This is a genomic window from Streptomyces sp. NBC_01320 (genome assembly GCF_035974375.1).
Classification (GTDB): domain Bacteria; phylum Actinomycetota; class Actinomycetes; order Streptomycetales; family Streptomycetaceae; genus Streptomyces; species Streptomyces yanii.
Window position 1 is genome coordinate 8529020 of sequence record NZ_CP108390.1, and the last position, 26463, is coordinate 8555482.

Consider the following 26463-nt stretch of genomic DNA (forward strand, 5'->3'; position numbering starts at 1 on the left):
CCCGAACCGGGGCCCTGCTAAGCAGCCGATGTCCCACAGGCGGCCGCATGCCCGACATCACCGGACGGTGGCGGGCCGTCGCCGAGCAGTCCGCTCAGGCAGTCGCGGGCGCGGGCTTCTCCGGCTGTTCCGGCTCCGGATCGCCTGCGGCCTCGGCCTCGGCCTCGGCCTTGGCCGCGGCTTCCACCCGGTCGCGCTTCTCGCGCCGGGCCAGCACCACGTACCCCGCAGGGACACCGGCGGCGAACAGCCACCACTGGACCGCGTACGCCATGTGCGGACCGATGGAGCTGTCGTCCGGCGCCTCGATCAGCTCCGGGACGTCGCCGGACGGTTCGGGTGCGGTCTGCTCGATGTAGCCGCCGAGGACCGGCCGGGAGAGCGCCTTGGCCTGCTGGGCGCTGTTGATCAGCATCACCTGGCGGTCCGGCAGGTCCGACAGGTCCTTGATGCCGCTGGTGCCCGTCGTCTCATCGGCCTTGAGCCGTCCCGTGACGGTCACCTCGCCCGTGGGCACGGCCGGGATGTCCGGGAAGGCGCGCTGGTCGTCGGCGGTGGGGATCCAGCCCCGGTTGACCAGGACCGTACCGCCGCCCTTGAGGTCGAGCGGGATCAGTACGTGGAAGCCGATGCTGCCGTCGGTCGAGGTCCGGCGGCGCACGACGACCTCGTGCTTCGTGTCGTACGTCCCCGTGGCCGTCACCGCACGCCAGTAGTCGGAGCGCGGGACCGTGTGACCGGGGGAGGTGAGCGTGGCGACCGGAACCGGCTTCGCCTTCAGGTTGTGCGAGATCAGGGAGTTCTGCGCCACCCGGTGCTCATGCCGGTGGAGCTGCCAGAAGCCCAGCTCGACCATCGTGGGAATGAGGACGAGGGCGAGGAGGGCGAGGATCAGCCACTGCCGGGTCAACAGGAAGCGGTACACCCCATGACGGTACAACTGCGTCATGGGGTGCATCGCGGAGGGGGTGGCGGACGGGGCCGCGCGGCCGGGGCTCAGACTTTGTCGACGATGCCCACCTTCCCCTCGGCGCGGGCGCAGTGCCCGCCGCAGAACCAGTGCCCGTCGACCTCGACACCCTGGCCGATGACCTGGACCCGGCAATGCTCACAGATGGGTGCCATCCGGTGAATGGCGCAGGCGAAGCAGTCGAAGACATGCACCGCACCCTGCGCGTGCACCTCGAACGACATGCCGTAGTCGTTTCCGCAAACCTCACAACGTGCCATGCGCCACAGGGTGGGACGCGGGGACGCCGGGCGGCGAGCGGCGGACGGGCGAGTCGCCCCCGGTTCACTCCGATGACGGCGTCGGCAGAGCAGGAGCCACGGGCGCCCCGGCCGTCGCCGACACCTCGGCCACATCCCTCAGCAGGTGGGTGAAGGCGCTCTCGTCCACGATCGGCGTGCCGAAAGCCTTGGCCTTCACCGTCTTCGACGTCGCCGCGTCCGGGTCATTGGTGACCAGCAGGCTGGTCAGCCGGGAGACGCTGGTCGCCACATGGAGCCCGGCCTCGACCGCCCGGTCCTCCAGCAGCTCACGGTCGACGGAGGTGTCCCCGGAGAACGCCACGCGCATGCCCTGCATGAGCGGTTTGTCCTTGTCGTACCGCCCGGGGTTCGGATACGGGCAGGCGGGCCGCTTCCGGGAGGGGCGCCAGCTGTTCTGGCTTCCGTACGAGGGCTGATAGCCGACCCTCGGGGTCACCGGGGAGTCCGACCACTCGGTCAGCGGGCGGCACTCCAGCAGCGGCAGCCGCACCCCGTCGCGCGCCGCCGCATGCAGACTCGGCCGGAACGCCTCGGCCAGCACCCGTGCGTCGTCCAGCGCGTGGTGCGCACGCTGCTGCACGACTCCGAAATGCGCGGCCAGCGACTCCAGCTTGTGGTTGGGCAGCGGCAGCCGCAGCTCCTTGGAGAGCGCGATCGTGCAGAGCCGCTGCTCGACCGGGGCGACGACCGCCGCGCGGGCGTACTCCCGGGCCAGCATCGACCAGTCGAAGGCGGCGTTGTGCGCGACCAGGACCCGGCCCGCGAGACGCTCCGACAGGGCGGCGGCGACCTCCGGGAAGAGCGGGGCTCCCTCCAGGACATCGCTGGTCAGCCCGTGGATCCAGACGGGGCCGGGATCCCGCTCCGGGTTGACGAGGGTGTACCAGTGGTCCTCGACATCGCCCTGCGCGTCCAGCCGGTAGACGGCAGCGGAGATTATCCGGTCGTCGCGGGCGAGTCCGGTGGTCTCCACGTCGACGACCGCATACCCCTGCGGGTAGGCGGTCGGCCACGGTGCTGCGGTCTGGCGGTCGTCGAGCATGGTCACAGAGAATACGGGCCGGTACTGACATCCCCCTATCCGGGAGCCCTCTGTTCGACCGGTCCCGGGCCGCGGCTCCAACGTCCCGCCGGCCGCCGTCAGCCCGTTCACCAGCGCCCGCACGGACGCCGTGAACAGCCGGTCCTGGTCGACGGGCCTGGCCAGTGCCCGCGCCGACGCCGGGTCGTGTTCCGCGGTGGCCACGCCCCACAGATCACCCTCACCGGGGGACTGGACGGGGGAGCGTTCCCGATTGCGCCCCGGGTGGGTCGGTACACGTCTGGTGAGGGAACGAATGAGACTCTCCCCGGGTGACGGAGACACAGACCCACGATGAAGCCCATGGCGACGGCCTCGGCGCGCGGCTGAACTGGCTGCGCGCCGCGGTCCTCGGGGCCAACGACGGCGTGGTCTCCACCGCGGGCCTCGTCGTCGGTGTCGCCGGAGCCACCGACGACCGCGGCGCCCTGCTGACAGCGGGCCTGGCCGGGCTGCTGGCCGGTTCGATGTCGATGGCGGCGGGCGAATACGTATCGGTCTCCACCCAGCGCGACTCGGAACAGGCTGCGCTGGCCACGGAGAAACGGGAGCTGAAGGAGACCCCGGAGGCGGAACTCGTGGAACTGACCGGCCTGTTGGAGGGCAAGGGCCTCAGCCGTGAACTCGCCCGCGAGGCCGCCCTCCAGCTCACCGACCGCGACGCGCTCCGCGCCCACGCGGAAGTCGAGCTGGGCATCAACCCGGACGACCTGACGAACCCCTGGCACGCGGCGGGCGCCAGCTTCCTGGCGTTCACGGTGGGTGCCCTGCTGCCCCTGCTGGCGATCGTGCTGCCGCCGTCGTCGGTACGCTTGGTCGTCACGGTCCTGGCGGTCCTGGCCGCGCTGGCGCTCACGGGGTGGTGGAGCGCACGGCTGGGCGACGCGACGGTGGGGCGCGCGATACTGCGGAACATGGGCGGGGGAGCGGTGGCGATGGCGGTGACCTATGGGGCGGGGGCGTTGTTGGGGGCGGTGGGGGTCTAGGACCTTTCGCTTGGATGACGACGCGGCTGGTTGCGGGCGAGAGGCCGGAAATCCGGCGTGGCATGGCGAAGGGGACTGGAAGCTCAACTTCCAGTCCCCTCGGTGGAGTTCACCGTCTGCGTGGTGCGCTCGGCGTGGGTGCGCTCAGTCGGTCACGGCGGCGGTCTCGGTCGCGCCCGACTTGGTGCCGTCCGCGTAGAGGGCCGTGACGCGGTAGTACACCGTGGTGCCCGCTGGCTGGGTGAGGTCCACCCAGGAGTGGTCCCCGGAGGTGTCCTCGGGGCTGGTGCCGATCAGGTCGAACGTCTCGGTCTGCCGGTTCCAGCGGTGGATTTCGAAGCCGGAGACCGGACTGCCGTTCTCGTTCCTGTTGCTGGAGAGGGACCAGCGGATCCAGCCGTTGTAGCCGGTGTTGAGGCTGGTGATTGGTCCGCCGGCCGCGGGCGGGGCGGTGGGGCGGAGGTCCAGCTCGGTGACGTCGGCGACGGTCGCGCCGGTGTCCGGGGTGAGCTGGTTGCCGTACTGGTCGATGGCGACGACGCTGTAGCGCACCTGCTGCCCGTCGGCGGGCACGGCGTCGTGGAACGTCGTCGTCGTGATCTCCCGGGGCCGCAGGGACCAGGGGTCCAGCAGTGGCTTGTACACCCACTGTCCGTCGACGAGGGTGCCGCGCAGCATGCGGTAGTGGTCGAAGCCGGGCGCGTTGCCCGCGTCCCAGGAGAGAGTGACGCCGTTCTCCTTCGGGGTGGCCGTCACGCCGGTGACCGGTGCGGGGGCGGTCGTGTTGCCGGCGACGGTGACGGCGACCTCCTCGGACGCGGGGCCCCCGTTTCCTGCGTGGTCCAGGGCGACCACGGAGTAGTAGTACGTGACGCCGGGCGGCGGGGCGGCGTCGGTGAAGGTGGTGCCCTTCACACCCTTGCCGACTTCCTCGGGCGGGGCCCCGGCGACGGTGCGCGACCGGAAGATCGAGTAGCCCGCGAAGTCGCGGCTGGTCCGCTCGGAGGCGTCCCAGGTCAACGTGACGCCCGCCTCGCTTTCCGAGCCTCGCGCGTTGAGGGCGGTGTCCACCGGGCCCGTCAGGTCGCGGGTGTAGTACATCGCCGCGCCCGAGGCCGCCGACTCGTGACCGTGCGTGTCGACGGCGGTGACGACGTAGTAGTAGATGTCGCCGGTCTGCGGCAGGGGCCCGCTGTAACCGCCGCCCGACAGCTTGTCGCCGTTCAGCAGGTTCTCGGGGGTGAGGGCGACCGGGGAGGACGTCGAGCGGTACACGCGGTAGCCGGCGAGGTCGGACTCCGTGTTGCTGTTCCAGTAGAGGGTGACCTTGTCAGGGTAACCCATGGCCCAGTTGTCCTCGACGCCCTTCGGGGCGGCGGGGGCGGTCCGGTCGAGGGTGGTGATGCCGAGGTCGGCGGTGCCCGAGGAGGTGTTGCCGGCCTTGTCGTAGGCGCGGACCTCGTAGTAGTAGACGTTGCCGTCCTTCGGGACGGTCGTGTCGGTCCACGAGGTGGACGTCGTGGTCGCGATCGGCTTCGCGGGGTAGGAGGCGCCCTTCAGCCGCCGGTACACGCGGTACCCGGCGAGGTCCATCTCCTTGTTCTTGGCCCAGCTGACCTTCGTGGACATGGTCGCCGTGCTGTAGGTGACGGTGGTCCCGGTCGGGACGAGCGGTTTGACCTTGTCGACGGTCGCCGAAGTGCGCGGGGTGTAGGCGAACTTGACGTTGGCGGCGCCGGTCCAGTTGACGAAGTCGACGCGGAGGCTGTGCTTGCCCGACGGGATGGTCACGTTGACGGTCTTGGAGACGGTGGTGGCGACGTTCTTCCACAGGTCGACCTTGCGGACGCCGTCGAGGTAGACGCGGATGCCGTCTCGGGAGGAGGCGGCGAACGTGAACGGCCCGCCGGATCCGAAGTCGCGGGTCGTGGACCAGCGGACACCGAAATTGTCGGCGGGCATGCCCTTGTAGCCGGGTGCGCCGGTGCCCCAGTTCTGGTCGATCGCCGCGTCGCAGTCCGTGCCCTTGGGGGTCCCGGAGAAGGTGGTGTTCGCGAAGAACGTCCGCTTGAAGACGGGCGATGCGCAGGTCACGGCGGCGGAGGCGGGGGCGGCCGCGGTGAGCAGGCCGCCCGCGGTGGCGAGCACGACGGCGCTGGCAGTGGCGACCGTTGTGCCTCTGGGTCGGTTCATGCGTTCCTTCGGTCTTGATCGTCTGCGGCAGGATGTGACCGCCGACGATCATGACTCGAGAGGAACGCGTTTGGTTGTAGGTCCGGGAAATCCGACTTCGGTCCACTGTCCCTCTGCCCCTCGTCCGGAGGGCTGGACCATGCCGGCCGTGCTGGAGCCGCCGGCGAGCGTGCTGTCGGAGCTGTTCCGAGGCGGCTCGGTTCTGCCTGACGGTCCACCGCTCGGCTTCCCGGAACCGAGGCCGAGCCCGCTCTGCGGGGGGTGACTCGGTTGCGCAGGGGCAGGTCACCCGGGCGAGGATGCCGCATGAGCAGAGAGACGGACGAGGTGCGCGAAGCCATCGCGGGCGAGCTGCGACTGATGGACCCCGACGTGCGCACATCACGATCGCGGGCCAGGCAGCTGCTGGATCCGGACTTCGTGGAGGTCGGCGCCTCGGGCCGACGGTGGGCGTATGAGGACATGCTGGCCGCGCTGCCCGAGATGGACGGTGCGGCAGAGGACGGCCCGCGCTTCGAGCCCTCGGACATGACCGGTGTCCTGCTGGCACCAGGGCTGGTGCACCTCACCTACGAGACCGTGATCGGTGGAAACCGGGCACGACGGAGTTCACTCTGGCGCAGGCGGAGTGCGAGCGCGACGTGGCAGATGTACTACCACCAGGCCACACCGATCCCGCTCGAGGGCGCATGAGCGGAATCGTGCGACGCCCCTCTTGGCAGAAGGTGCCAAAGGTTGCTGACATCGCGTCTTGCATACTTGTTGGTAACAACGTCTAGTCCCGGGCCGACCGGCAGCTCTACGGTGCTCGCATGGAGCCGAACCTGCCCGATGTCGTGCTGTGGTCCATACCGGCCTTCGTCCTGCTCACCGTTGTCGAAATGGTCAGCCACCGCATCCACCCCGACGAGGACGCCGCCGGGTACGAGACCAAGGACGCCGTCACCAGCGTCACCATGGGGCTCGGCAGCCTCGTCTTCGACCTGCTGTGGAAAGTGCCCATCGTGGCGATCTACACCGCGGTCTACGAGCTGACCCCGCTCCGCGTCCCCGTCCTGTGGTGGACGGTCCTGCTGATGCTGCTCGCACAGGACTTCCTCTACTACTGGTCCCACCGCGGCCACCACGTCATCCGGATCCTCTGGGCCTGCCATGTGGTCCACCACTCCAGCCGGAAGTTCAACCTCACCACCGCGCTGCGCCAGCCCTGGACCTCGCTGACCGTCTGGCCGTTCTATGTGCCGCTCGTCGCGTGCGGGGTCCATCCGGCGGCGCTGGCGTTCTGCTCCTCGGCCAATCTCGTCTACCAGTTCTGGGTTCACACCGAACGGATCGACAAGCTGCCCCGGCCCTTCGAGTACGTACTGAACACGCCCTCCCACCACCGGGTGCACCACGCGTCCCAGGGCGGCTATCTCGACCGGAACTTCGGCGGCATCCTGATCCTGTGGGACCGGCTCTTCGGTTCCTTCACCGCCGAGACCGAGCGGCCGGTCTACGGGCTGACCAAGGACATCGCCACCCACAACCCGCTGCGCGTCGCGACCCACGAGTACGCTGCGATCGCCAGGGACGTACGGGCGGCGGGCAGCTGGGGCGAGCGGGCCGGGCGGGTCTTCCGCGGGCCGGGGTGGCAGCCGGCGTCCGAGGCCTCCGCCGGCGTCGTCGCCGCACCCGGTCGCACCGGATGAGCGCCGCCACGGTCGCCGATCAGCGGGCGCGCCTCGTACGCCCCCTGCTCATCGCCTTCCTCGTCGCCTCCGCCGTCGATCTCTTCGGTGTCCTCGCCGATGTCGGCATCGCGCACCTCGTCGCCAAGCCGCTGCTCATGCCGCTGCTCGCCGGGTACGCCGCCGCCCGCCGCGGCCCCCGGCCGCTGATCGCCGCGCTGCTCTTCGGCTGGGGCGGCGACACACTCCTGCTGCCGGACGCCGACGCCGCCTTCCTCATCGGCATGGGCTCCTTCGCCGCAGGTCATGTCTGCTATCTGTGGCTCTTCGGGCGCGCCCGGAGTTCCGTGCTGCTCGGTGTCGCGTACGCGGCCGTCCTGGCCGGCTTCCTCGTCCTGCTCTGGGGCGGGCTGCCCGCGGACCTGCGGATCCCGATGGCCGGGTACAGCCTGCTGCTCACCGCGATGGCCTACCGGTCCAGCACCTTCGGCCGGTACGCGGCCGTCGGCGGGGCGCTCTTCCTGCTCTCCGACGCGCTGATCGCCACCGGCATCGCCGACCTGCCCCAGCTGCCCGCCCCCGACTTCTGGATCATGCTCACCTACATCGCGGCGCAGTTCCTGCTCACCGTCGGAGCGCTTGCACCGGGTGCGAAATGGGCCCTTGTCACCCCTGGGGCGTACCGTGAGCGGAGTATCAGCATCTGAGATCAGCAAGGACCCCCACGCATGCGCGCCACCGTCATCCACGCCCCCCACGACATACGTGTGCAGGAGGTGCCGGACCCGACGATCCAGCAGCCCACCGATGTGGTGCTGCGGGTCCTGCGGGCCTGTATCTGCGGCAGCGACCTGTGGGCGTACCGCGGCGAGTCCGCCCGGCAGCCCGGCCAGCGAATCGGCCACGAGTTCCTCGGGATCGTCGAGGAGGCGGGCTCGGAGGTCGCTGGATTCGCGGTCGGCGACCTGGTCGTCGCCCCCTTCGTGTGGTCCGACGGCAGCTGCGAGTACTGCGCCGAAGGCCTGATGACGTCCTGCCCGCAGGGCGGCTTCTGGGGCTCGGTCGGCTCCGACGGCGGTCAGGGCGAGGCCGTCCGCGTCCCGTTCGCCGACGGCACACTGGTCAAGCTCCCGGCCGCCGCCGCGTCCGACGACCGGCTGCTCACGGCGCTCCTGGCCCTGTCCGACGTGCTGGGCACCGGCCACCACGCAGCCGTCGGCGCGGGCGTGAGGCCCGGCTCCACGGTCGCGGTCGTCGGTGACGGGGCGGTCGGCCTGTGCGGCGTCATGGCCGCCAAGCGGCTCGGCGCCGAGCGGATCATCGCGCTGGGCCGCCACCAGGTGCGCACGGACATCGCCCGCCGTTTCGGCGCCACGGACGTCGTCGCCGAGCGCGGCGAGGCGGCCGTCGCCGCCGTACGGGAACTGACCGGCGGCGCGGGCGCGCATGCCGTGATCGAGGCCGTCGGCACCGAGCAGTCGATGCGTACGGCGGTCGAGATCACCCGCGACGGCGGCTCGATCGGCTACGTCGGAGTGCCGCACGGCAGCGGTACCGGGCTGGATCTCGGCGTCATGTTCGACCGGAACATCGCCCTGCGCGGCGGCGTCGCCCCCGTGCGTGCGTACATTCCGGAACTGCTCCCCGACGTCCTGTCCGGCACGATCGACCCGTCGCCCGTCTTCGACCTCACCATCGGCCTCGACGAGGTCCCCGCGGGCTACCGGGCGATGGACGAGCGTACGGCGCTGAAGGTCCTCATCAAGCCGTAGCGGACCCCGGCAGTGAACCGTGCGGGCCCGGCGGACGGGACACGTCCGCCGGGCCCGTTCCGGTCAGCGGGTGCCGCCGGTGGCAGCCGCGGTGACACCCCACACCGGGGAATCCGCGCCCAGCCGGCCCGGCGGGCGCGACCAGTCCGCCGGGCCGCCCGCGAAGGACACCGGCGGCAGGGCGTACCGCAGGCGTCCCATCTCGCTGTCCGTGATGCCGAGGTACTTCTCGGGGTCGTACGTCTCCGCGGCGCCCTCGGCCGACTGCTCCGACAGGCCCTTGCACAACCAGTGCGCCGTCTGCCCGAGCGCCAGTCGCAGCAGCCGCGAGCCGCCCTCGTCGTGCTGCTCGGACAGTGCCCGCAGCACCCCCGCCGCCAGCAGGTACCCGGTGCCGTGGTCGAGGGCCTGCGCGGGCAGCGCGCCCGGTGCTCCCGCGTTCCCCTCCAGCGTCGCGATGCCTGCGGCCACCTGTACCAGGCTGTCAAAGCCGCGCCGCTCGTGCCATGGCCCGTACCGGCCCCACGCGGACACCTGCGCGAGGACCAGACCGGGACGGCGTACGGCGAGCGCCTCCGGAGTCAGGCCGTACGCCTCCAACGCGCCCGGCCGGTATCCGGTGACCAGTACATCGGCGCCGGCGAGCAGCTCCTCGAACGTCGCCCGCCCGGCTCGGTCGTGCAGGTCCAGGGAGACCGACCGCTTGCCGAAGCCGGTGTCGCTGTGGGCGTCCTGACTCTCCGGCAGTTGCGGCGCGTCGATCCGCAGCACGTCCGCGCCCAGCAGCGCCAGCGTGCGGGTGGCGACCGGACCGGCGAGCACCCTCGTCAGGTCCAGCACCCGGAGCCCGGCGGCGGGCAGCAGCGGCGAACCCGGCAGCGGGGAGAGGCGGCGCGGCGCCACCAATCCCGGCGCCTCGGTCCGTTCGAGCGTGAGCAACGGGCGTGCTGCGATCGCGGCGCCCTGCTCGTGCGCGGCCCACTCCTCGGGGGTGCGCAGCGCGACGGCCAGACCGCCCGCGGCGTACACCGTCTCCTCGATCTCCACCGACCGGCGCTCGGCGAGCACGGCCGCCACTGTGTCCACCCCGGTGTCGTCGGGCAGGCCGAGCGCGGTGAGCAAACGGGCGCGGTGGTGGGGGTAGTTGGCGTGGGTGCGGACCCAGCCGTCGGCCGTCCGCCAGAACCGGGACAGCGGGGCGAACGTCGTCGGCGCGCGCCCGTCGATCCGCAGATGCCTCTCGCTGAGGAACGCCGTGCCCACCGCCCCGTCGTCGATCTGGACCTGCGGTACGGGACCGGCGCCGCCCTGCGTGCGGCGCGCCGCGAGTTCGGCGGCGGCCAGCGAACAGACCGCGACAGTGGAGCGGGCCAACTCCAGGACGGGCAGCCGCGCGGGCAGCGCATCGGTGGGTCCGCCGAATCCGATACGGCCGAGAAGCGCGGGGTCACCGCCGAGAGCGGCCCAGGCCTGCTCCGTACCGGAGCTCTGTATGCGTGCCATGTCCGCACTATGGCACTGAGCGCCACCTGGCGGAACGAAGGGGCGGGGGACGCCCCCGGCGTTTGATGACGCCGCCGTCGTATCGCATGCATTTCCCTCCGTTCCAAGCACAAAAGTCTTCGAGCGCGGCAGGGAGCCATTGCCATTGCCATTGCGGCGATCGGCTGGCCTGGCTCTTTCGCGACTGGCAGTGGCCGAGCGGCCGGAGACCGCGACCAGAAATCCCCTTACTTGTCATGTCCCGCTCGATAGGCTCACCTGGTTTGATCAAGTCCCGCCCAGCGGGCCGAAATGTGGGGGTGTGGAGTGACTGGACGCGTTCCAGGACTCGTAGGCAGAGCGGTCGTGGCGTTCGCGCTGACGGTATCGATAGCCGGGGGTGCAGGCAGTGCGCAGGCGTCCACCAGCGGGGCGACGGTGTGCCCCCCTATGGAAGGGGATCTGACGGTCTACGACCTCTCGCCCACCTTGAATATCAACAGTTGCGACATCGTGGGCCGCGTTGTCACCTACGACAGCACCGGCGTATCGGTCCCCGAGAGCGGGACCGCCGTCAGCGTCGACGCGATCACCGAGGACGGCACTACGCACGGCTTCACCCTGGAGGTCGCCGCGGACGGCAAGGTCTCCTACGACCTGACCGAGAACAACACGGACCCCACAACCGCGGGCTCCGACCGCACCGACGTATTGGCGAACCCCACCATAACGACTCCCGACCAGACGCAGGAGTCCGAGACCTCGGACGCGGACGCGACAGACGCCGCCGGCACCGAGGTGGCGGACGCGGATGCCGCGACCTCCGCCGGCGCTTGCAGCGACGGCGCCTACGCGACGGCCGACCGCAAGGAGTACGGCACCTACGAGTGGTACATCGGCGACGGCGGCATGCCCGGTGGCCTGTCACAGTCGGATGCCAAGTGGGCGTTCTGGGACGCCATCGACAACATCACGGAGAGCTACAACAACTGCGGCTACACCGATCAGGTCGGTGCAGCCTCCAACTACCGGGGGCCGACGAGCTTCGAGGCGGACATCAACTCCAGCTCCCAGTGCACCTCCCGGGACGGGGTGAGCACCTGGGACGCGGGCAACCTCGCGGGCGGGCACGTAGCGGTGACCTGCTCGTGGACCTGGCCCATGCTGGGCGTCAAGAACGACCTGCGGGAGGCGGACGTCCGATACAACACCACGGACTTCGACTTCACGAACAGCCCGACGAGCAGCTGCTCGAACAAGTACGACATCCGTTCCGTCGGCACGCACGAGGCCGGACACCTCTTTGGAATGGGCCATGTCGGTTCAGGCCACGAGAACCTCACCATGTACACCAACTCGTTCAGGTGCTCGACGAAGGCGAGGACGCTCGGCAAGGGAGACATCCTCGGTCTTCGGAGCATCTACTAGGAGGACGACTGTGAGCTGGGGCGGACGGACTTCAGGCGTGCTGCTGGCGGCAGCCATCATGGTGTCGACAGCCGCATGCTCGGCCACCGGCAGTAACGACGGGGAGGAGTCCTGCGCCATTCGGTTCACGTACCAGGACCGCACCTATGAGGACGTCGCGAATGTGGACTTCACGGTCGGGCAGAAGCTCGGAACCGTGACCGAACCACCGTGCAACGACGTCGGCGGCCAGGACGGGGGAGAGGAATCTCCCGAAAGCGTGAACGCCTACCGGGTGGAAGGTGTGTCGCCCGAGGCGGCCATCGCGGTCGGGGCCACACCTGACGAGGCGGTGTTCGTGGCCTCGTACGTCGGCGACGAGTTGCCACCCGAGGTGCAGAAGCTGATCGACGGAGCGTGACCCGGTGCGCGGGACGCTGCTGAGCGAACGGCAGGGGCGTCCCGCGCACCCCTCGGTCCGGTGATACCCCGTTGACGCATGGCGGACGTATACCACCGCACGAACCGGCCACCGTCAACTCGCGGCGCAGTATCGGTATCTGAGTCGGCAAGGGCCCCACGCATGCGCGCCACCGCCATCCACGCCCCCAGGACATACGTCTGCAGGAGGTGCCGGACCCGACGGTCCAGCAGCCCACGGATGTGGTGTTGCGGGTCCTGCGGGCCTGTACCTGCGGCAGCGACCTGTGGGCGTACCGCGGCGAGTCCGCCGGCAGCCCGGCCGGCGGATCGGCCACGAGTTCCTCGGCATCGTCGAGGAGGCGGGCTACCGGGCGATGGACGAGCGCACGGCGCTGAGGGTGCTCGTCAAGCCGTGACACCATGACGACGGGGCCGGACGGGAAGTGCTTCCCGTCCGGCCCCGGTTGCGCAGAGGAGCGGAGTCGACTACTTGACGGCGTTCAGGGCGTTGACGACGCCGTGGCCGTAGTAGCCGTTCACCTTGCTGTCGCCCTTGCAGGTCGTCGCGTCGATCAGCTGACCGGCCGAGTTGTAGACCTTGGACGGGCAACCCGGGTTGACCGCCTGGGCCTTCAGCAGCTCCAGCAGCTGCGCAGGCGTGGCCTTCGGGTGCGTGCTCTTCAGCAGGGCCGCGACGCCCGCGACATGCGGGGTGGCCATCGAGGTGCCCTGCTTGTAGCCGTACTGGCCGTTCACGACCGTCGAGAGCACACGGCCGTTGGCCTCCGGGGTGGCCGGGATCTGCCACCTGTCGCCGCCGGGGGCGGAAACGTCGGCGACGCCCAGGCCGAAGCTGGAGTAGTACGACTTGAAGCCCTGAGAGCCGGTCGCGGACACCGTGACAACGCCCGGCAGCTGGGTCGGGATGTCGAAGCACTTGTGCGGGTCCACGGTGCGCGGTCCCGGGGTGGTGTCGTTCGGGCTGGACGGGTCGAGGATCTCGTGCGACGCCAGGTCGTAGTTCTCGTTGCCCGCCGCGGCGACATTGAGGACGCCCTTGCGCTCGGCGTACTTCGTGGCGCGGGTGAGGGCGTCGAGCAGAGCCTTCTGGTCCGGGTCGTCCTGGCAGTTGAAGTACCAGGGGTCGACGTAGTAGCTGTTGTTGGTGACCTCGATGCCGTGCTCGGCGGCCCAGACGAAGCCGCAGACGACCGCCTCGGTGTAGAAGAGGCTGGTGCCGGGCTCACTGACCTTGATGCCCGCCACCTTGACACCGGGGGCGACACCGGTGACGCCGATGCCGTTGCGGGCGGCGGCGATCGTACCGGCGACATGCGTGCCGTGGTCACTGCCGTCGGTGTACGGACGCCAGGCGCCCTCGCTCGTGTCCGCCACGCCGCCGACGCAGTTGGCCGACTGCTCCCTGGAGAAGTTCGCCTTGAGGTCGACGTGGGTGTCGTCGACACCTGTGTCGATCACGCCGACGGTGACCGAGCGGCTGCCGTCGTTGATCTTGCTGGCTTCGTCGGCCTGGATGGCGCGCATGTCCCACTGGTTGGGCTCCAGCGGCTCCTGGCCCGGGCCCGCGGCCGCGGCGGCCTTCGCGGCCTCCTCGGCGGTCAGCAGCTCGGTGCTGCCCTCCTCGGTCGTGGCGACGGACCGGAGCGGGGCGGTGCGGGTGGCACCGGCCGACTCGACGCCCGGGGTGTTGCGAATGGTCTTCGCGAAGTCGGGGTTCGAGGAGTGGACGACGATCACGCCTATGCGGTCGTGTGACGTCACGATCGTCCCGCCGGCCGCGGCTATCGCTCGGCGCACCACACCCGTGCTGTGTACGGGGGTGGTGTTGACGACGTACGACAGCTTCGGGCCGTCCGTCGAGACCGCCGCCGTGGGCACTCCGTCAGACGGGGCGGCGGATGCGGCACTCATCGGCAGGAAGCCGAGCGAGGCCGTGAGGGCCAATCCGACGGGCAGCGTCAGTACGCGGGTCCGTCTGGATCCCAGATGAGCCATGGGGTCTCCACATCATCCTGTCAGTCGGCCGGACACGGGGTGTGTCCGGCCGTGTGCATGAACGGTGAAGCTATCGCTGATCATCCTGCACATCAATGAATTCACGTCATTCAGTTCGAACGGTGCCGCCGAAGGGCGAAGCGGAGAAGTGGCAACTCGCGGTGAACCGCTTCGCCGCGCCCCACGTGCCGTTGTCAGGGGAGTCGTACCACCAACCCCCCGACATCGAGATTCTGTTGTGAAATCCACCGCCCCACCACCGCACCCGCGTCGCGAGGAGAATCCGTGGCTACCGATGCATCGCCGCCCAAAGCCGGCCCGGACACCGGCCCTGCCCAGCCCACGACAGAACGGTTCGTCGAGGTCCAGGAAAGCGCAGAGTTCGCCGAACTGCGGCGCGCTCACCGCTCGTTCGCCTTCCCGCTGACCATCGCGTTCGTGCTCTGGTACCTGCTCTACGTGCTGCTGTCGAACTACGCCGGCGGCTTCATGGGCACCAAGGTGTACAGCAACATCAACGTGGCCTTCGTGTTCGGTCTCGCCCAGTTCGTCACCACCTTCCTCATCGCCTGGTTCTACGCGCGGCACGCCGCGGCGAAGCTCGACCCCAAGGCCGAGGCCATCAAGTCCCGTATGGAGGCCGACGCATGAGCGCCGCGTACCACTCGCACCCTGTGATCCAGCTCGCCGCCTCGTCCACCGCCGAGCACCGGCCACTGATCATCACGCTCTTCGCGGTCTTCGTCGCCGCGACCCTGGGCATCACCGTCTGGGCCGGCCGGCAGACCAGGAGCGCCTCCGACTTCTACGCGGGCGGCCGCCAGTTCACCGCCTTCCAGAACGGGCTCGCGGTCTCCGGCGACTACATGTCCGCCGCCTCGTTCCTCGGTATCGCCGGTGCCATCGCGCTCTTCGGCTACGACGGCTTCCTCTACTCGATCGGCTTCCTCGTCGCCTGGCTGGTCGCCCTGCTGCTGGTCGCGGAACCGCTGCGCAACTCCGGCCGCTACACGATGGGCGACGTCCTCGCCTACCGGATGCGGCAGCGTCCGGTCCGTACCGCCGCGGGCGTCTCCACCATCGTCGTCTCGATCTTCTACCTGCTGGCGCAGATGGCGGGCGCGGGCGTCCTCGTCTCGCTGCTCCTCGGCATCACCAGCGACGCCGGAAAGATCCTCATCGTCGCGCTGGTCGGCGTCCTGATGATCGTGTACGTCACCATCGGTGGCATGAAGGGCACCACCTGGGTGCAGATGGTCAAGGCCGTCCTGCTCATCGCCGGTGCCCTCCTGATGACCTTCCTGGTGCTGCTCAAGTTCGACTTCAACATCTCCGACCTGCTGGGCACGGCCGCCGAGAAGAGCGGTCACGGAGCGGCGTTCCTGGAGCCCGGCCTCAAGTACGGCGCCACCGGCACCTCGAAGCTGGACTTCCTGTCCCTCGGCATCGCCCTGGTCCTCGGCACCGCCGGACTCCCGCACATCCTGATCCGCTTCTACACCGTCCCGACCGCCAAGGCCGCCCGTAAGTCGGTGAACTGGGCCATCGGCATCATCGGCGCCTTCTACCTGATGACGATCGCGCTCGGATTCGGCGCCGCGGCGCTCATCGGCCCGGACGAGATCAAGGCGAAGAACCCGGCCGGTAACGCGGCCGCGCCGCAGCTCGCCGAGTACCTCGGCGGAGTCGGCTCCACCGGCGGCGCCGTGCTGCTCGCCGTGATCTCGGCCGTCGCCTTCGCCACGATCCTGGCCGTCGTCGCGGGCCTCACCCTCGCCTCCTCGTCCTCCTTCGCCCACGACATCTACGCCAATGTCATCCGCAAGGGGAAGGCCACCGAGAAGGAGGAGATGCGGGCCGCCCGCTGGGCCACCGTCCTCATCGGCGCCGTCGCGATCATCCTCGGCGCCTTCGCCCGCGACATGAACGTCGCCGGTCTGGTGGCGCTCGCCTTCGCGGTCGCCGCCTCCGCCAACCTCCCGACTCTCCTCTACAGCCTCTTCTGGAAGCGGTTCACCACCCAGGGCGCCCTCTGGTCGATCTACGGCGGTCTGGCCAGCTCGGTGATCCTGGTGCTGTTCTCGCCGGTCGTCTCCGGCAACGCGAAGACATCGATGTTCAAGGGCGTCGACTTCGCCTGGTTCCCATTGGAGAACCCCGGCCTGATCTCCATCCCGCTGGGCTTCCTGCTCGGCTGGCTCGGCTCCCTCCTCTCGAAGGAGGAGCCGGACAAGGGCAAGTACGCCGAGCTGGAGGTCAAGTCCCTCACCGGCGTCGGTGCCCACTGACGAGAGCGAATCAATCGAAAAATTCGAGCCACGCACCACGCCGTTCCCGCGGCCGCGTCGTAGAGTCCTACGATGCGGCCGCGCCGCACCTCGTGGCAATCGGGCCACCTGCGTGTCGCAGGTCTCGCGTAGTCTCAAGGGAGTCAGATCCGCAACCGGGGATCCACCGGGGGAGGGGGCACCATGCTCATCGACACCTACGATCGGGTCGCCACCGACCTGCGTGTCTCGCTGACCGACCGCTGCAACCTCCGGTGCACCTACTGCATGCCCGAAGAGGGACTGCAGTGGCTGGCCAAGCCGGACCTGCTGAGCGACGACGAGATCGTCCGGCTCGTCCGCATCGCCGTCACCCAGCTGGGGATTACGGAAGTCCGCTTCACCGGCGGAGAGCCGCTGCTGCGTCCCGGTCTCGTCTCCATCGTCGAGCAGTGCGCGGCGCTGACGCCCCGCCCGAAGATGTCGCTGACCACCAATGGCATCGGGCTGAAGCGCACAGCGGCCGCCCTCAGGTCCGCCGGACTGGACCGGGTCAATGTCTCCCTGGACACCCTGCGCCCCGGCGTCTTCAAGACCCTCACCCGACGCGACCGCCACCACGACGTGCTGGCAGGCCTCGAAGCCGCCCACGACGCAGGTCTCACCCCGGTCAAGATCAACGCCGTGCTGATGCCGGGGCTCAACGACGACGAAGCCCCCGACCTGCTCGCCTGGGCCGTGGAGCACGGATACGAGCTCCGTTTCATCGAGCAGATGCCGCTCGATGCCCAGCACGGCTGGAAGCGCGACGGCATGATCACGGCAGGCGACATCCTCGCCTCGCTGCGCACCCGCTTCGCCCTCACCGCCGAGGGCGAGGACGAGCGGGGCTCCGCCCCCGCCGAGCGCTGGCTCGTCGACGGCGGCCCCCACCGGGTCGGCGTCATCGCCTCCGTCACCCGCCCGTTCTGCCGGGCCTGCGACCGCACCCGGCTCACCGCCGACGGCCAGGTGCGGACCTGCCTGTTCGCCCGCGAGGAGACCGATCTGCGCGGCGCGTTGCGGTCCGAGGCCCCGGACGAGGAGATCGCCCGGCTCTGGCGTCTCGCGATGTGGGGAAAAAAGGCCGGATCCGGTCTGGACGATCCGTCGTTCCTGCAGCCCGACCGCCCGATGTCGGCGATCGGCGGCTAGGTGTACTTGGTTCTCAGTGCCCCTCGGCCGAGGACTCCCACTCCGCCAGCGTCACGACATCCTTCAGGAAACCTCGAACCCCCAGGAACGAGGAGAGATGCTCCCGGTGCTCGTCGCAGGCCAGCCAGGTCTTACGGCGCTCGGGGGTGTGCAGCTTCGGATTGTTCCAGGCCAGCACCCATACGGCGGCCGTACGGCAGCCCTTGGCGGAACAGATCGGCGCGGTGGCAGCGCTCTCGGCGGCATGTTCGGGGGAGTTCACGGACTCAACCCTAGGGCCCTGCGAGAGCGGGCGAAAAAACGACGCCGAGCAGCCACGGGGGGAGCTGCCCGGCGTCGGTCTGTCGCTCCGACGGGGGATGCGGAGCGCGTAGGCAGTATGTCACGCGGACCGGGGTGCGGTGCACCTGAACTGCATGATTGATCTGAAGGTTTTCTTGAGACTTCGGCACGCCGTCCGCTCAACTGTGCTCATGCGGCTCCGCCCCATCGCCGGCCCGGTCGGCCGCCGGTCCGGATTCCGCGGGACCGGCCACAGGGGCGGCGTCGAGCATCGGCCGCGCGGGCGGCGGAACGAAGGTCGAGGGCAGCGAAGGAGGTGTCTCCCGGCCCGCGTTGGCGATGACGACGGCGACGTACGGAAGCAGTGCACCCAGGGCGAGCGCCACGATGGCCACAGGCTTCTCGATGTTCCACAGCACTGCGGCCAGGATCACCGAGACCGTCCGTACGGACATCGAGATGACGTAGCGGCGCTGCCTGCCGCGCACATCGTCCGCGAGGCTCTGCCGCGCTCCCGTGATCCGGAAGACCTCCGCCCCGCTCCGCTTCCGCATCACGTTCCACCACCCTTCCCCGGGCCCTCCGCGAGCCGCTCCCACGGTACGCCCGGCATCCGACGGGTTCGAGACCGGGGCACGCCGTATCCATGCATAACCGCACCCTCGTGGCACGGGCGGACCTGTCCGACATGCGGAGTGCCGTCGATGGGCCGAGACTGGGCGCACATGCGCGACAGCGCGCCGCATGAGGAGGCGACATGGGCTGGTTGTGGGCAATCATCGTGGGTCTGGTCCTCGGTCTGATCGCCAGGGCGATCCTGCCGGGCAAACAGAACATCCCACTCTGGCTGACGATCATTTTCGGCATGATCGGCAGCGTCCTCGGCAATGCCGTCGCTACCTGGATCGGCGTCAACGAGACCAAGGGCATCGACTGGACGCGCCACCTGCTGCAGCTGATCGGCGCCGTGGTCGTCGTCGGTGTCGGCGACATGCTCTGGACATCGATGCGCGGCACCAGACAGAAGGCCTGATCCGGCACGCGCACAGCACTGTGCGGCCGGCCGCGCATGACGCGTCCCCGGCCGCACAGTGCTTCCGTTTCCGGTCAGCCGGCGACGACCTCGATGGCCGCGAGGTTCTTCTTGCCCCGGCGCAGCACCAGCCAGCGCCCGTGCAGCAGTTCCTCGCGGGCCGGTGCGGCCTCGCCGTCCGCGACCTTGACGTTGTTCACGTAGGCCCCGCCCTCCTTGACCGTGCGGCGGGCCCCCGACTTGCTCGGCGCCAGGCCGACCTCCACCAGCAGGTCGACCAGCGGGCCGAGCTCGGTGACCTGCGCGTGCGGCACCTCGGAGAGCGCCGCGCTCAGCGTGGCCTCGTCCAGCTCGGCCAGCTCACCCTGGCCGAACAGCGCCTTCGACGCCGCGATGACCGCCGCGCACTGACCGGCGCCGTGCACCAGCGTCGTCAGCTCCTCCGCCAGCGCGCGCTGCGCCGTCCGGGCCTGCGGGCGCTCCTGGGTGAGCTGCTCCAGCTCCTCCAGCTCGGTACGGCTCTTGAAGCTGAGGATGCGCATGTACGGCGAGATGTCCCGGTCGTCCACGTTCAGCCAGAACTGGTAGAACGCGTACGGCGTCGTCATCTCCGGGTCGAGCCAGACGGCCCCGCTCTCGGACTTGCCGAACTTGGTCCCGTCCGCCTTCACCATCAGCGGGGTGGCCAGCGCGTGCACCTCGGCGCCCGGCTCCAGGCGGTGGATCAGGTCGATGCCCGCGGTGAGGTTGCCCCACTGGTCGCTGCCGCCCTGCTGCAGCGTGCAGCCGTACCGCCGGTACAGCTCCAGGAAGTCCATGCCCTGCAGCAGCTGGTAGCTGAACTCGGTGTAGCTGATGCCCTCCTGGGACTCCAGCCGGCGGGCGACCGAGTCCTTGGTGAGCATCTTGTTGACCCGGAAGTGCTTGCCGATGTCCCGCAGGAACTCGATCGCGGACATGCCCGCGGTCCAGTCCAGGTTGTTCACCATGACCGCGGCGTTCGCACCCTCGAAGGAGAGGAACGGCTCGATCTGGGACCGCAGCCGCGTCACCCAGTTCGCGATCGTCTCCGGATCGTTCAGCGTGCGCTCCGCCGTCGGCCGGGGGTCACCGATCTGGCCGGTGGCCCCGCCCACCAGGGCGAGCGGCCGGTGCCCGGCCTGCTGCAGCCGGCGCACGGTGAGCACCTGCACCAGGTGGCCGACGTGCAGGCTCGCCGCGGTGGGGTCGAAGCCGCAATAGAACGTGACGGGACCGTCCGCGAGCGCCTTACGCAATGCGTCCTCGTCAGTGGACTGGGCGAACAGCCCGCGCCACTTCAGCTCGTCGACGATGTCCGTCACGGTCGTTTCTCTCCTTGAACGGTTCCGATTGATGCCGCGGTCAGTCTATGGCGGTCATACGCCGAGGCTGACCGAGCTCATGTTGAAGTCCGGGATCCGCAGCGCCGGCATCGCGGCCCGGGTGAACCAGTCGCCCCACTCGCGCGGCAGCGTCTTCTCGGTGCGGCCGGCCTCGGACGCCCGGGAGAGCAGGTCGACGGGCGACTCGTTGAACCGGAAGTTGTTCACCTCGCCGACCACCTCGCCGTCCTCGACGAGATACACCCCGTCGCGGGTCAGCCCGGTCAGCAGCAGCGTCGCCGGGTCGACCTCCCGGATGTACCAGAGGCAGGTCAGCAGCAGGGCGCGGCCGGTCGTCGCCGCGACCATCTCGTCGAGAGAGCGCTCACCACCGCCGTCGAGCACCAGGTTGTCGATCGCGGGGGCGACCGGCAGCCCGGTCAGTTTCGCCGTGTGCCGGGTGGTGGTCAGACGGTCCAGCCGGCCGTCTCGGATCCAGTCTGTCCTCGCCAGCGGCAGACCGTTGTCGAAGACCGAGCCGCTGTCACCGGACGCATGGGCGATCACGAACGGCGCCGACTCGAGCCCCGGCGCGTTCGGGTCGCTGCGCAGCGTGAGCGGCAGCTCGGACAGCGTCTCGCCGAGCCGGGTGCCGCCACCCGGCTTCGAGAAGACCGTTCGGCCCTCGGCGGCGTCCCGGGCCGTCGACGACCACAGCTGATAGATCAGCAGATCGGCCACGGCGGTGGGCGGCAGCAGCGTCTCGTACCGCCCGGCGGGCAGCTCGATACGGCGCTCCGCCCAGCCGAGCCGCTGTGCCAGCTCCGCGTCCAGCTCGGCCGGGTCGACATCCTTGAAGTCCCTGGTGGCACGGCCCGCCCACGCGGAACGCGACCGGTCGGGCGACTTGGCGTTCAGCTCCAGCGTGCCGTTCGGCTGGTCGTGACGCAGCCGCAGCCCCGTCGACGTGCCCAGATACGTCGAGGTCAGCTGGTGGTGCGCGAAGCCGTACAGCTCACGGCCGCCGGCCCGGGCGCGGGCGAAGGCGTCACCGAGCGCCGGGGCGAACTCCGCGAAGACGTCGGAACCCGTCTCGGCCGGCGCGTCCGTGAAATCGGGCGACGACGGCACACCGGTGATCAGCGGCTGCGCGTCCTCGGCCGGACCTGCGCCACGCGCGGCGGCCTCGGCGGCCCGCACCAGGGGCTCCAGGTCCTCGGCGGTGACGGCGGACCGTGACACGACTCCGGACGCGACGCCCTCGGCGCCGTCGACGGTCGCGATGACGGTCAGGGTCCGCCCCCGGGTCACCCCGTTCGTGGTGAGCGCGTTGGCCGCCCAGCGCAGATTGGTGGAGGACTCCTCGTCGGCGATGACGACACAGCCGTCGGCGGTGGACAGTTCGAGCGCGCGCTCGACGATCTCGTACGGCTTGCTGATGCGGCTCATCGGCCCGCCTCCTGCGTCGTGTTGAGGATGTTCACGCCTCGGAAGAGGGCGGAGGGGCAGCCGTGCGAGACGGCCGCGACCTGGCCCGGCTGGGCCTTGCCGCAGTTGAAGGCGCCGCCCAGGACGTACGTCTGCGGGCCGCCGACCTTCTCCATCGAGCCCCAGAAGTCCGTCGTCGTCGCCTGGTACGCGACGTCGCGCAGCTGTCCGGCCAGCTTTCCGTTCTCGATGCGGAAGAACCGCTGTCCGGTGAACTGGAAGTTGTAGCGCTGCATGTCGATCGACCAGGACCGGTCGCCGACCACATAGATGCCGCGTTCCACCCCGCCGATCAGATCCTCGGTGGACAGGCCGCCCGGGTCCGGCTGCAGCGACACGTTCGCCATCCGCTGCACGGGCACATGGCCCGGCGAGTCCGCGTACGCGCAGCCGTTGGACCGGCCGAGACCCGTCAGCTTCGCGATCCGCCGGTCCAGCTGGTAGCCGACCAGCGTCCCGTCCTTGATCAGGTCCCAGGACTGGCCCTCGACACCCTCGTCGTCGTACCCGATGGTCGCGAGTCCGTGCTCGGCGGTCCGGTCGCCCGTCACATTCATCACCGGGGAGCCGTACGTCAGCTTGCCCAGCTGGTCGAAGGTGGCGAACGAGGTTCCGGCGTACGCCGCCTCGTACCCCAGAGCCCGGTCCAGCTCGGTGGCATGCCCGATCGACTCATGGATCGTCAGCCAGAGATTCGACGGATCGACCACCAGGTCGTACGTCCCCGCCTCGACGCTCGGAGCCCGCATCTTCTCGGCGAGCAGCCCCGGGATCCGCTCCAGCTCCGCGTCCCAGTCCCAGCCGGTGCCGGTGAGGTACTCCCAGCCGCGCCCCACCGGAGGGGCAATGGTCCGCATCGAGTCGAACTCACCCGTCGTGCCGTCCACGGCGACCGCGGTGAACTGCGGGTGCAGCCGGACCCGCTGCTGGGTCGTGACGGTGCCCGCCGTGTCCGCGTAGAACTTGTTCTCGTGGACGGTCATCAGCGAGGCGTCCACATGCGCGACTCCCTCGGCGCCCAGGAGCCGGCTGCTCCACTCGGCGAGCAGCCCCGCCTTCTCCTCGTCCGGTACGGAGAACGGGTCGATCTCGTACGCCGAGACCCAGGTCCGCTCACCGTGCACCGGTTCGTCCGCCAGCTCCACGCGCTCGTCCGAGCCCGCCGCCGCGATCACCTTCGCCGAGAGCTTCGCCATGGCGACCGCCTGGGACGCCACCTTCGCCGCGGCGTCCATGGTCAGATCCACCCCGGACGCGAACCCCCACGCCCCGCCGTGCACCACCCGCACCGCGTACCCGAGGTCGGTGGTGTCCGAGGTCCCCGAGGGCCGGGCGTCCCGCAGCCGCCAGGACGCGCTGCGCACCCGCTCGAAACGGAAGTCCGCATGCGTGGCGCCCAGCGCGCGGGCCCGGGCGAGCGCCGCGTCGGCGAGGGCCCGTAGCGGCAGGGCCAGGAATGACTGATCTACCTCATGGGGCACGTCGGCTTTCCCCTCTCGACCTGTGCGATGTGTCTCCGCAGTGAATCATGCGGCGTGGGCCCGCCAAGGGCCTCCGATTTTCCGGTATTTTTCCGCGACGGTTCCGACGCCGCCCGCTGCCGCACTGTAGGAACCCGACAGTGCCTCGCGGAAGCCACTGTCAGGGGCCGATTCCTTGTGGAGCGCCCGGTACCGATAGGTTTTCGAGGTACCAGACCGCTATCGAAAGGGTGATCCGTTGAGCCGCTCGGTTCTCGTCACCGGAGGAAACCGGGGCATCGGCCTCGCCATCGCCCGCGCTTTCGCCGACAACGGCGACAAGGTCGCGATCACGTACCGCTCGGGCGAGCCGCCCCAGATCCTCACCGAAGCCGGGGTCCTGGCCGTCCGGTGCGACATCACCGACGCCGAGCAGGTGGAGCAGGCATACAAGGAGATCGAGGAGAAGCACGGTCCGGTCGAGGTGCTGGTCGCCAATGCCGGTATCACCAAGGACCAGTTGCTGATGCGGATGTCCGAGGAGGACTTCACGTCTGTACTCGACACCAACCTCACCGGCACCTTCCGGGTCGTCAAGCGTGCCAACCGCGGCATGCTGCGTGCCAAGAAGGGCCGCGTCGTCCTCATCTCCTCCGTCGTCGGCCTTCTCGGCTCGGCGGGGCAGGCCAACTACGCCGCGTCCAAGGCCGGCCTGGTCGGCTTCGCCCGGTCGCTGGCGCGTGAGCTCGGCTCGCGGAACATCACTTTCAACGTCGTCGCGCCCGGTTTTGTCGACACCGACATGACCCAGGCGCTCACCGAGGAGCAGCGCAAGGGCATCGTCGCCCAGGTGCCGCTGGCCCGCTACGCGCAGCCCGAGGAGATCGCCGCCGCGGTGCGCTTCCTCGCCTCCGACGACGCGTCGTACATCACTGGAGCCGTCATCCCCGTTGACGGCGGATTGGGCATGGGTCACTGACCACCATGATCGGAATTCTCGACGGCAAGCGCATCCTCATCACCGGTGTGCTGATGGAGTCCTCCATCGCCTTCCACACCGCCAAGGTGGCCCAGGAGCAGGGTGCCGAAGTCATCCTGACCGCCTTCCCCCGGCCCACGCTGACGGAGCGCATCGCCAAGAAGCTGCCCAAGCCCGCCAAGGTCATCGAGCTGGACGTGACCAACACCGAGCACCTGGACCGGCTCGAGGGCCTGGTCCGTGAGGAGCTCGGTTCGCTGGACGGCGTCGTCCACTCCATCGGCTTCGCGCCGCAGGACGCGCTCGGCGGCAACTTCCTGAACACCCCGTTCGAGTCCGTCGCCACGGCGATGCACGTCTCGGCGTTCTCGCTGAAGTCGCTCGCCATGGCCTGCAAGCCGCTGATGAGCGAGGGCGGCTCGATCGTCGGCCTCACCTTCGACGCGCAGTTCGCCTGGCCGCAGTACGACTGGATGGGCCCGGCCAAGGCCGCTCTGGAGGCCACCTCCCGCTACCTCGCCCGTGACCTGGGCAAGGACGACATCCGCTGCAACCTGATCTCCGCCGGACCGATCGGCTCGATGGCCGCCAAGTCCATCCCGGGCTTCTCGGAGCTCGCGGACGTGTGGAACACCCGCTCCCCGCTGTCCTGGAACATGGCCGATCCGGAGCCGGCCGGCCGCGGTGTCGTCGCCCTGCTCTCGGACTTCTTCCCGAAGACCACGGGTGAGATCATCCACGTCGACGGCGGCGTGCACATGATGGGTGCCTGACCTCGTACGACCCGGTACGGCCCGGCCGTGTACCACCTCCGAGCAGGTGGTGCACGGCCGTCGTCCGTCCCCGCCCGGTCCTCCCCCGCTCAAGTCGAAAAGACGGTCGATCCACCGCAGAATGTGGTGGAACCGGACTTTTGGTCAGGCTGCGGAGGTGATCGCTGTGCGCCCCACACGTCGCCGAACCCGGGCCCTGCTGGCGGCCTCGGCCGTCGCCGTCGCACTTGCCACCCCCATAGGCATATCCGTCGTGGGGCGGATGGGCGCCGGAGCGTCCGCACCCGACGGCCCCACCCCGGACCCGTCCGGCGCCGACTGCCGTACGACGGTCCAGGGCTCCGAGGTGGTCGCCTACTGCCACAACCCGTACCCCTCCATCGACCGGGTACAGCTGCACACCGAATGCAGCCGTTGGTGGGACATCGATGCGGACGGCATACCCGTCGACGTGGCTCCCGGACAGACCGTGCGGCTCGACGACCGCTGCTGGAAGGAAGTCGCCTCCGCCTGGGTCACCCACCGCCGGATATAGGTCCACCCCTTCGGATCAGATCCGTTCCGCCAGACAGCTCAGTGCGTGGCTCGCCGCCTCGGCGGCCGCGGTCTCCGCGTCACCTGCCCGGATCGCCTCGACCAGTCGCCCGTGGTCCATATGGTTCTCCGGCCGCAGTTCGTGGCCGACATCGACCCGCAGATAGTCGCGCAGCAGATCCCCCAGATCGGCATAGAGACCCGTCAGTACGTCATTGTGCGAAGCGGCGACCACGGCCAGATGCAGCGTCGCATCCGCTGCCACGAACGCCTCCGCGTCCCCCGCGGCCCAGGTCTCCTCGCGGCGCGCCATGAGAGCGTCCAGCTGCTTCAGATCCCGCTCGGTGCGCCGGACGGCCGCCAGCCTGGCCGCCGACGACTCCAGTGTCGAGCGCAGCTCGGCGACATGGCGCGGGTCGGCGGAGGCGAAACGGCGGTGCATCACCCCGGCCAGTTCGCTGGTGGCGACGACATACGTGCCCGACCCCTGACGGATGTCCAGCAGGCCGTTGTGCGCGAGCGCGCGCACCGCCTCGCGGACGGTGTTGCGGGCCACCCCCAGCTGCTCGACCAGCTCGGGTTCGGTCGGAATCCGCGAGCCGACGGGCCACTCGCCCGAGGTGATCTGATTCCTCAGCTGGGCAATCACCTGGTCGGCGAGTGCCGAACGTCGCGGAGACGTCAGCGCCATGATGCTCCTTGCTCGGTTCCTGGGGGTCTGCGGATTCTCGGCTCTGCGGGTTTCCCGAAGGTTTCCGAAGCTTCTCAGACGATTGGACAATCAATCATCCCATGATTCTATGATGGG

Annotated in this window: 26 protein-coding genes and 1 pseudogene; 15 read left to right on the plus strand and 12 right to left on the minus strand. The window is 69.7% G+C overall.

The genetic code is table 11. From position 1 onward, the window contains the following. Window positions 1–94: 94 nt before the first annotated feature. From OG395_RS38790 to OG395_RS38800, 3 genes are all read right to left on the minus strand, one after another. Window positions 95–925: an SURF1 family cytochrome oxidase biogenesis protein gene (locus tag OG395_RS38790; RefSeq protein ID WP_327249595.1), complete on the minus strand. Its 831-nt coding sequence runs from the start codon at window positions 923–925 to the stop codon at window positions 95–97. Window positions 926–996: 71 nt separating this feature from the next. Then, window positions 997–1230 carry a hypothetical protein gene (locus tag OG395_RS38795; RefSeq protein ID WP_026249933.1) on the minus strand — a complete coding sequence of 78 codons (234 nt, stop codon included), beginning with the start codon at window positions 1228–1230 and terminating at the stop codon, window positions 997–999. Between the two features lie 64 nt (window positions 1231–1294). Then, window positions 1295–2320 carry a DEDDh family exonuclease gene (locus OG395_RS38800; protein WP_327249596.1) on the minus strand — a complete coding sequence of 342 codons (1026 nt, stop codon included), beginning with the start codon at window positions 2318–2320 and terminating at the stop codon, window positions 1295–1297. 305 nt (window positions 2321–2625) lie between these two features. Here OG395_RS38800 and OG395_RS38805 point away from each other — a divergent pair, with 305 nt between their 5' ends. Beyond that, window positions 2626–3339 carry a VIT1/CCC1 transporter family protein gene (locus OG395_RS38805; RefSeq protein WP_327247099.1) on the plus strand — a complete coding sequence of 238 codons (714 nt, stop codon included), beginning with the start codon at window positions 2626–2628 and terminating at the stop codon, window positions 3337–3339. 144 nt (window positions 3340–3483) lie between these two features. Here OG395_RS38805 and OG395_RS38810 read toward each other — a convergent pair whose 3' ends face one another. Continuing rightward, the gene (locus tag OG395_RS38810; protein WP_327247100.1) at window positions 3484–5532 is read right to left on the minus strand and encodes a fibronectin type III domain-containing protein; all 2049 of its coding nucleotides are present in this window, start codon (window positions 5530–5532) and stop codon (window positions 3484–3486) included. Window positions 5533–5838: 306 nt separating this feature from the next. On the opposite strand from OG395_RS38810, the gene OG395_RS38815 reads away from it, so the two are divergent. The 4 genes from OG395_RS38815 (at window position 5839) to OG395_RS38830 (ending at window position 8974) form a co-directional block, all read left to right on the plus strand. Next, window positions 5839–6225, plus strand: coding sequence for a nuclear transport factor 2 family protein (locus tag OG395_RS38815; protein WP_327247101.1), 387 nt, complete (start codon window positions 5839–5841; stop codon window positions 6223–6225). A 119-nt stretch (window positions 6226–6344) separates the two neighbouring features. Continuing rightward, window positions 6345–7223: a sterol desaturase family protein gene (locus OG395_RS38820; protein ID WP_327247102.1), complete on the plus strand. Its 879-nt coding sequence runs from the start codon at window positions 6345–6347 to the stop codon at window positions 7221–7223. Further along, complete coding sequence (locus tag OG395_RS38825) at window positions 7220–7909, plus strand: lysoplasmalogenase (RefSeq protein WP_327247103.1); 690 nt, start codon at window positions 7220–7222, stop codon at window positions 7907–7909. Before OG395_RS38820 ends, OG395_RS38825 begins: the two co-directional genes overlap by 4 nt. A gap of 21 nt (window positions 7910–7930) precedes the next feature. Beyond that, window positions 7931–8974, plus strand: coding sequence for a zinc-dependent alcohol dehydrogenase family protein (locus tag OG395_RS38830; RefSeq protein WP_266987143.1), 1044 nt, complete (start codon window positions 7931–7933; stop codon window positions 8972–8974). Between the two features lie 63 nt (window positions 8975–9037). Here OG395_RS38830 and OG395_RS38835 read toward each other — a convergent pair whose 3' ends face one another. Further along, window positions 9038–10477 (minus strand): CoA transferase, encoded by a 1440-nt coding sequence (locus tag OG395_RS38835; RefSeq protein ID WP_327247104.1) that lies wholly within the window; start codon window positions 10475–10477, stop codon window positions 9038–9040. A gap of 429 nt (window positions 10478–10906) precedes the next feature. Here OG395_RS38835 and OG395_RS38840 point away from each other — a divergent pair, with 429 nt between their 5' ends. The 3 genes and pseudogenes from OG395_RS38840 to OG395_RS38850 all read left to right on the plus strand — a co-directional run. Then, entirely contained in the window at window positions 10907–11884 is a 978-nt protein-coding gene (locus OG395_RS38840) for a matrixin family metalloprotease (RefSeq protein WP_327247105.1), read from the plus strand. A gap of 10 nt (window positions 11885–11894) precedes the next feature. Beyond that, entirely contained in the window at window positions 11895–12284 is a 390-nt protein-coding gene (locus OG395_RS38845) for a DUF6281 family protein (RefSeq protein ID WP_327247106.1), read from the plus strand. 162 nt (window positions 12285–12446) lie between these two features. Next, window positions 12447–12651: pseudogene (locus OG395_RS38850) on the plus strand (alcohol dehydrogenase catalytic domain-containing protein); the annotation flags it as partial. A gap of 121 nt (window positions 12652–12772) precedes the next feature. Here OG395_RS38850 and OG395_RS38855 read toward each other — a convergent pair. Further along, window positions 12773–14302: a S8 family peptidase gene (locus OG395_RS38855; RefSeq protein WP_327247107.1), complete on the minus strand. Its 1530-nt coding sequence runs from the start codon at window positions 14300–14302 to the stop codon at window positions 12773–12775. Window positions 14303–14587: 285 nt separating this feature from the next. Here OG395_RS38855 and OG395_RS38860 point away from each other — a divergent pair, with 285 nt between their 5' ends. From OG395_RS38860 to moaA, 3 genes are all read left to right on the plus strand, one after another. After that, window positions 14588–14953 carry a DUF485 domain-containing protein gene (locus tag OG395_RS38860; RefSeq protein ID WP_266987177.1) on the plus strand — a complete coding sequence of 122 codons (366 nt, stop codon included), beginning with the start codon at window positions 14588–14590 and terminating at the stop codon, window positions 14951–14953. Beyond that, window positions 14950–16590 carry a solute symporter family protein gene (locus OG395_RS38865; RefSeq protein WP_327247108.1) on the plus strand — a complete coding sequence of 547 codons (1641 nt, stop codon included), beginning with the start codon at window positions 14950–14952 and terminating at the stop codon, window positions 16588–16590. The genes OG395_RS38860 and OG395_RS38865 overlap by 4 nt, the downstream gene beginning before the upstream one ends. Before the next feature lie 183 nt (window positions 16591–16773). Next, the gene (gene moaA / locus OG395_RS38870; RefSeq protein ID WP_327247109.1) at window positions 16774–17763 is read left to right on the plus strand and encodes a GTP 3',8-cyclase MoaA; all 990 of its coding nucleotides are present in this window, start codon (window positions 16774–16776) and stop codon (window positions 17761–17763) included. Window positions 17764–17776: 13 nt separating this feature from the next. On the opposite strand, the gene OG395_RS38875 is transcribed toward moaA, so the two are convergent. After that, a complete protein-coding gene (locus tag OG395_RS38875; RefSeq protein ID WP_266987183.1) occupies window positions 17777–18025 on the minus strand; it encodes a hypothetical protein in 249 nt (82 codons plus the stop codon). A 199-nt stretch (window positions 18026–18224) separates the two neighbouring features. Continuing rightward, window positions 18225–18599, minus strand: coding sequence for a DUF3099 domain-containing protein (locus OG395_RS38880; RefSeq protein WP_327247110.1), 375 nt, complete (start codon window positions 18597–18599; stop codon window positions 18225–18227). 203 nt (window positions 18600–18802) lie between these two features. Between OG395_RS38880 and OG395_RS38885 the strand changes: the two genes are divergently transcribed. Next, window positions 18803–19078 carry a GlsB/YeaQ/YmgE family stress response membrane protein gene (locus OG395_RS38885; RefSeq protein ID WP_327247111.1) on the plus strand — a complete coding sequence of 92 codons (276 nt, stop codon included), beginning with the start codon at window positions 18803–18805 and terminating at the stop codon, window positions 19076–19078. Window positions 19079–19152: 74 nt separating this feature from the next. Here the strand turns inward: OG395_RS38885 and tyrS are convergent, their stop codons facing one another. Genes tyrS through OG395_RS38900 form a run of 3 tightly spaced genes read right to left on the minus strand, consistent with a single transcriptional unit; the run spans window position 19153 to window position 23390 of the window. Beyond that, window positions 19153–20421 (minus strand): tyrosine--tRNA ligase, encoded by a 1269-nt coding sequence (gene tyrS / locus OG395_RS38890; protein WP_327247112.1) that lies wholly within the window; start codon window positions 20419–20421, stop codon window positions 19153–19155. A 54-nt stretch (window positions 20422–20475) separates the two neighbouring features. Beyond that, the gene (locus tag OG395_RS38895) at window positions 20476–21870 is read right to left on the minus strand and encodes a metallopeptidase TldD-related protein (protein ID WP_327247113.1); all 1395 of its coding nucleotides are present in this window, start codon (window positions 21868–21870) and stop codon (window positions 20476–20478) included. Further along, complete coding sequence (locus OG395_RS38900; RefSeq protein WP_327247114.1) at window positions 21867–23390, minus strand: TldD/PmbA family protein; 1524 nt, start codon at window positions 23388–23390, stop codon at window positions 21867–21869. The genes OG395_RS38895 and OG395_RS38900 overlap by 4 nt, the downstream gene beginning before the upstream one ends. 238 nt (window positions 23391–23628) lie before the next feature. Here OG395_RS38900 and fabG point away from each other — a divergent pair, with 238 nt between their 5' ends. From fabG to OG395_RS38915, 3 genes are all read left to right on the plus strand, one after another. Next, window positions 23629–24348, plus strand: a complete 720-nt coding sequence (gene fabG / locus OG395_RS38905) for a 3-oxoacyl-[acyl-carrier-protein] reductase (RefSeq protein ID WP_266987195.1) — start codon at window positions 23629–23631, stop codon at window positions 24346–24348. A gap of 5 nt (window positions 24349–24353) precedes the next feature. Beyond that, complete coding sequence (fabI, locus tag OG395_RS38910; RefSeq protein ID WP_267005884.1) at window positions 24354–25121, plus strand: enoyl-ACP reductase FabI; 768 nt, start codon at window positions 24354–24356, stop codon at window positions 25119–25121. A 166-nt stretch (window positions 25122–25287) separates the two neighbouring features. Next, window positions 25288–25656, plus strand: a complete 369-nt coding sequence (locus OG395_RS38915; RefSeq protein ID WP_327247115.1) for a hypothetical protein — start codon at window positions 25288–25290, stop codon at window positions 25654–25656. 15 nt (window positions 25657–25671) lie between these two features. On the opposite strand, the gene OG395_RS38920 is transcribed toward OG395_RS38915, so the two are convergent. Then, window positions 25672–26346, minus strand: a complete 675-nt coding sequence (locus tag OG395_RS38920; protein WP_037691566.1) for a FadR/GntR family transcriptional regulator — start codon at window positions 26344–26346, stop codon at window positions 25672–25674. Window positions 26347–26463 lie beyond the last annotated feature (117 nt).

What these genes read in the sequence shown, in the direction of transcription:
- OG395_RS38855 (WP_327247107.1), bottom strand. Translation starts at nt 14,302, where the DNA reads ATGGCTCATCTGGGATCCAGACGGACCCGCGTACTGACGCTGCCCGTC.
- OG395_RS38825 (WP_327247103.1), top strand. Translation starts at nt 7,220, where the DNA reads ATGAGCGCCGCCACGGTCGCCGATCAGCGGGCGCGCCTCGTACGCCCC.
- OG395_RS38920 (WP_037691566.1), bottom strand. Translation starts at nt 26,346, where the DNA reads ATGGCGCTGACGTCTCCGCGACGTTCGGCACTCGCCGACCAGGTGATT.
- OG395_RS38865 (WP_327247108.1), top strand. Translation starts at nt 14,950, where the DNA reads ATGAGCGCCGCGTACCACTCGCACCCTGTGATCCAGCTCGCCGCCTCG.
- OG395_RS38885 (WP_327247111.1), top strand. Translation starts at nt 18,803, where the DNA reads ATGGGCTGGTTGTGGGCAATCATCGTGGGTCTGGTCCTCGGTCTGATC.
- moaA (WP_327247109.1), top strand. Translation starts at nt 16,774, where the DNA reads ATGCTCATCGACACCTACGATCGGGTCGCCACCGACCTGCGTGTCTCG.
- OG395_RS38795 (WP_026249933.1), bottom strand. Translation starts at nt 1,230, where the DNA reads ATGGCACGTTGTGAGGTTTGCGGAAACGACTACGGCATGTCGTTCGAG.
- fabI (WP_267005884.1), top strand. Translation starts at nt 24,354, where the DNA reads ATGATCGGAATTCTCGACGGCAAGCGCATCCTCATCACCGGTGTGCTG.
- OG395_RS38880 (WP_327247110.1), bottom strand. Translation starts at nt 18,599, where the DNA reads ATGCGGAAGCGGAGCGGGGCGGAGGTCTTCCGGATCACGGGAGCGCGG.
- OG395_RS38810 (WP_327247100.1), bottom strand. Translation starts at nt 5,532, where the DNA reads ATGAACCGACCCAGAGGCACAACGGTCGCCACTGCCAGCGCCGTCGTG.
- OG395_RS38830 (WP_266987143.1), top strand. Translation starts at nt 7,931, where the DNA reads ATGCGCGCCACCGTCATCCACGCCCCCCACGACATACGTGTGCAGGAG.
- OG395_RS38840 (WP_327247105.1), top strand. Translation starts at nt 10,907, where the DNA reads ATGGAAGGGGATCTGACGGTCTACGACCTCTCGCCCACCTTGAATATC.
- OG395_RS38815 (WP_327247101.1), top strand. Translation starts at nt 5,839, where the DNA reads ATGAGCAGAGAGACGGACGAGGTGCGCGAAGCCATCGCGGGCGAGCTG.
- OG395_RS38820 (WP_327247102.1), top strand. Translation starts at nt 6,345, where the DNA reads ATGGAGCCGAACCTGCCCGATGTCGTGCTGTGGTCCATACCGGCCTTC.
- OG395_RS38895 (WP_327247113.1), bottom strand. Translation starts at nt 21,870, where the DNA reads ATGAGCCGCATCAGCAAGCCGTACGAGATCGTCGAGCGCGCGCTCGAA.
- OG395_RS38835 (WP_327247104.1), bottom strand. Translation starts at nt 10,477, where the DNA reads ATGGCACGCATACAGAGCTCCGGTACGGAGCAGGCCTGGGCCGCTCTC.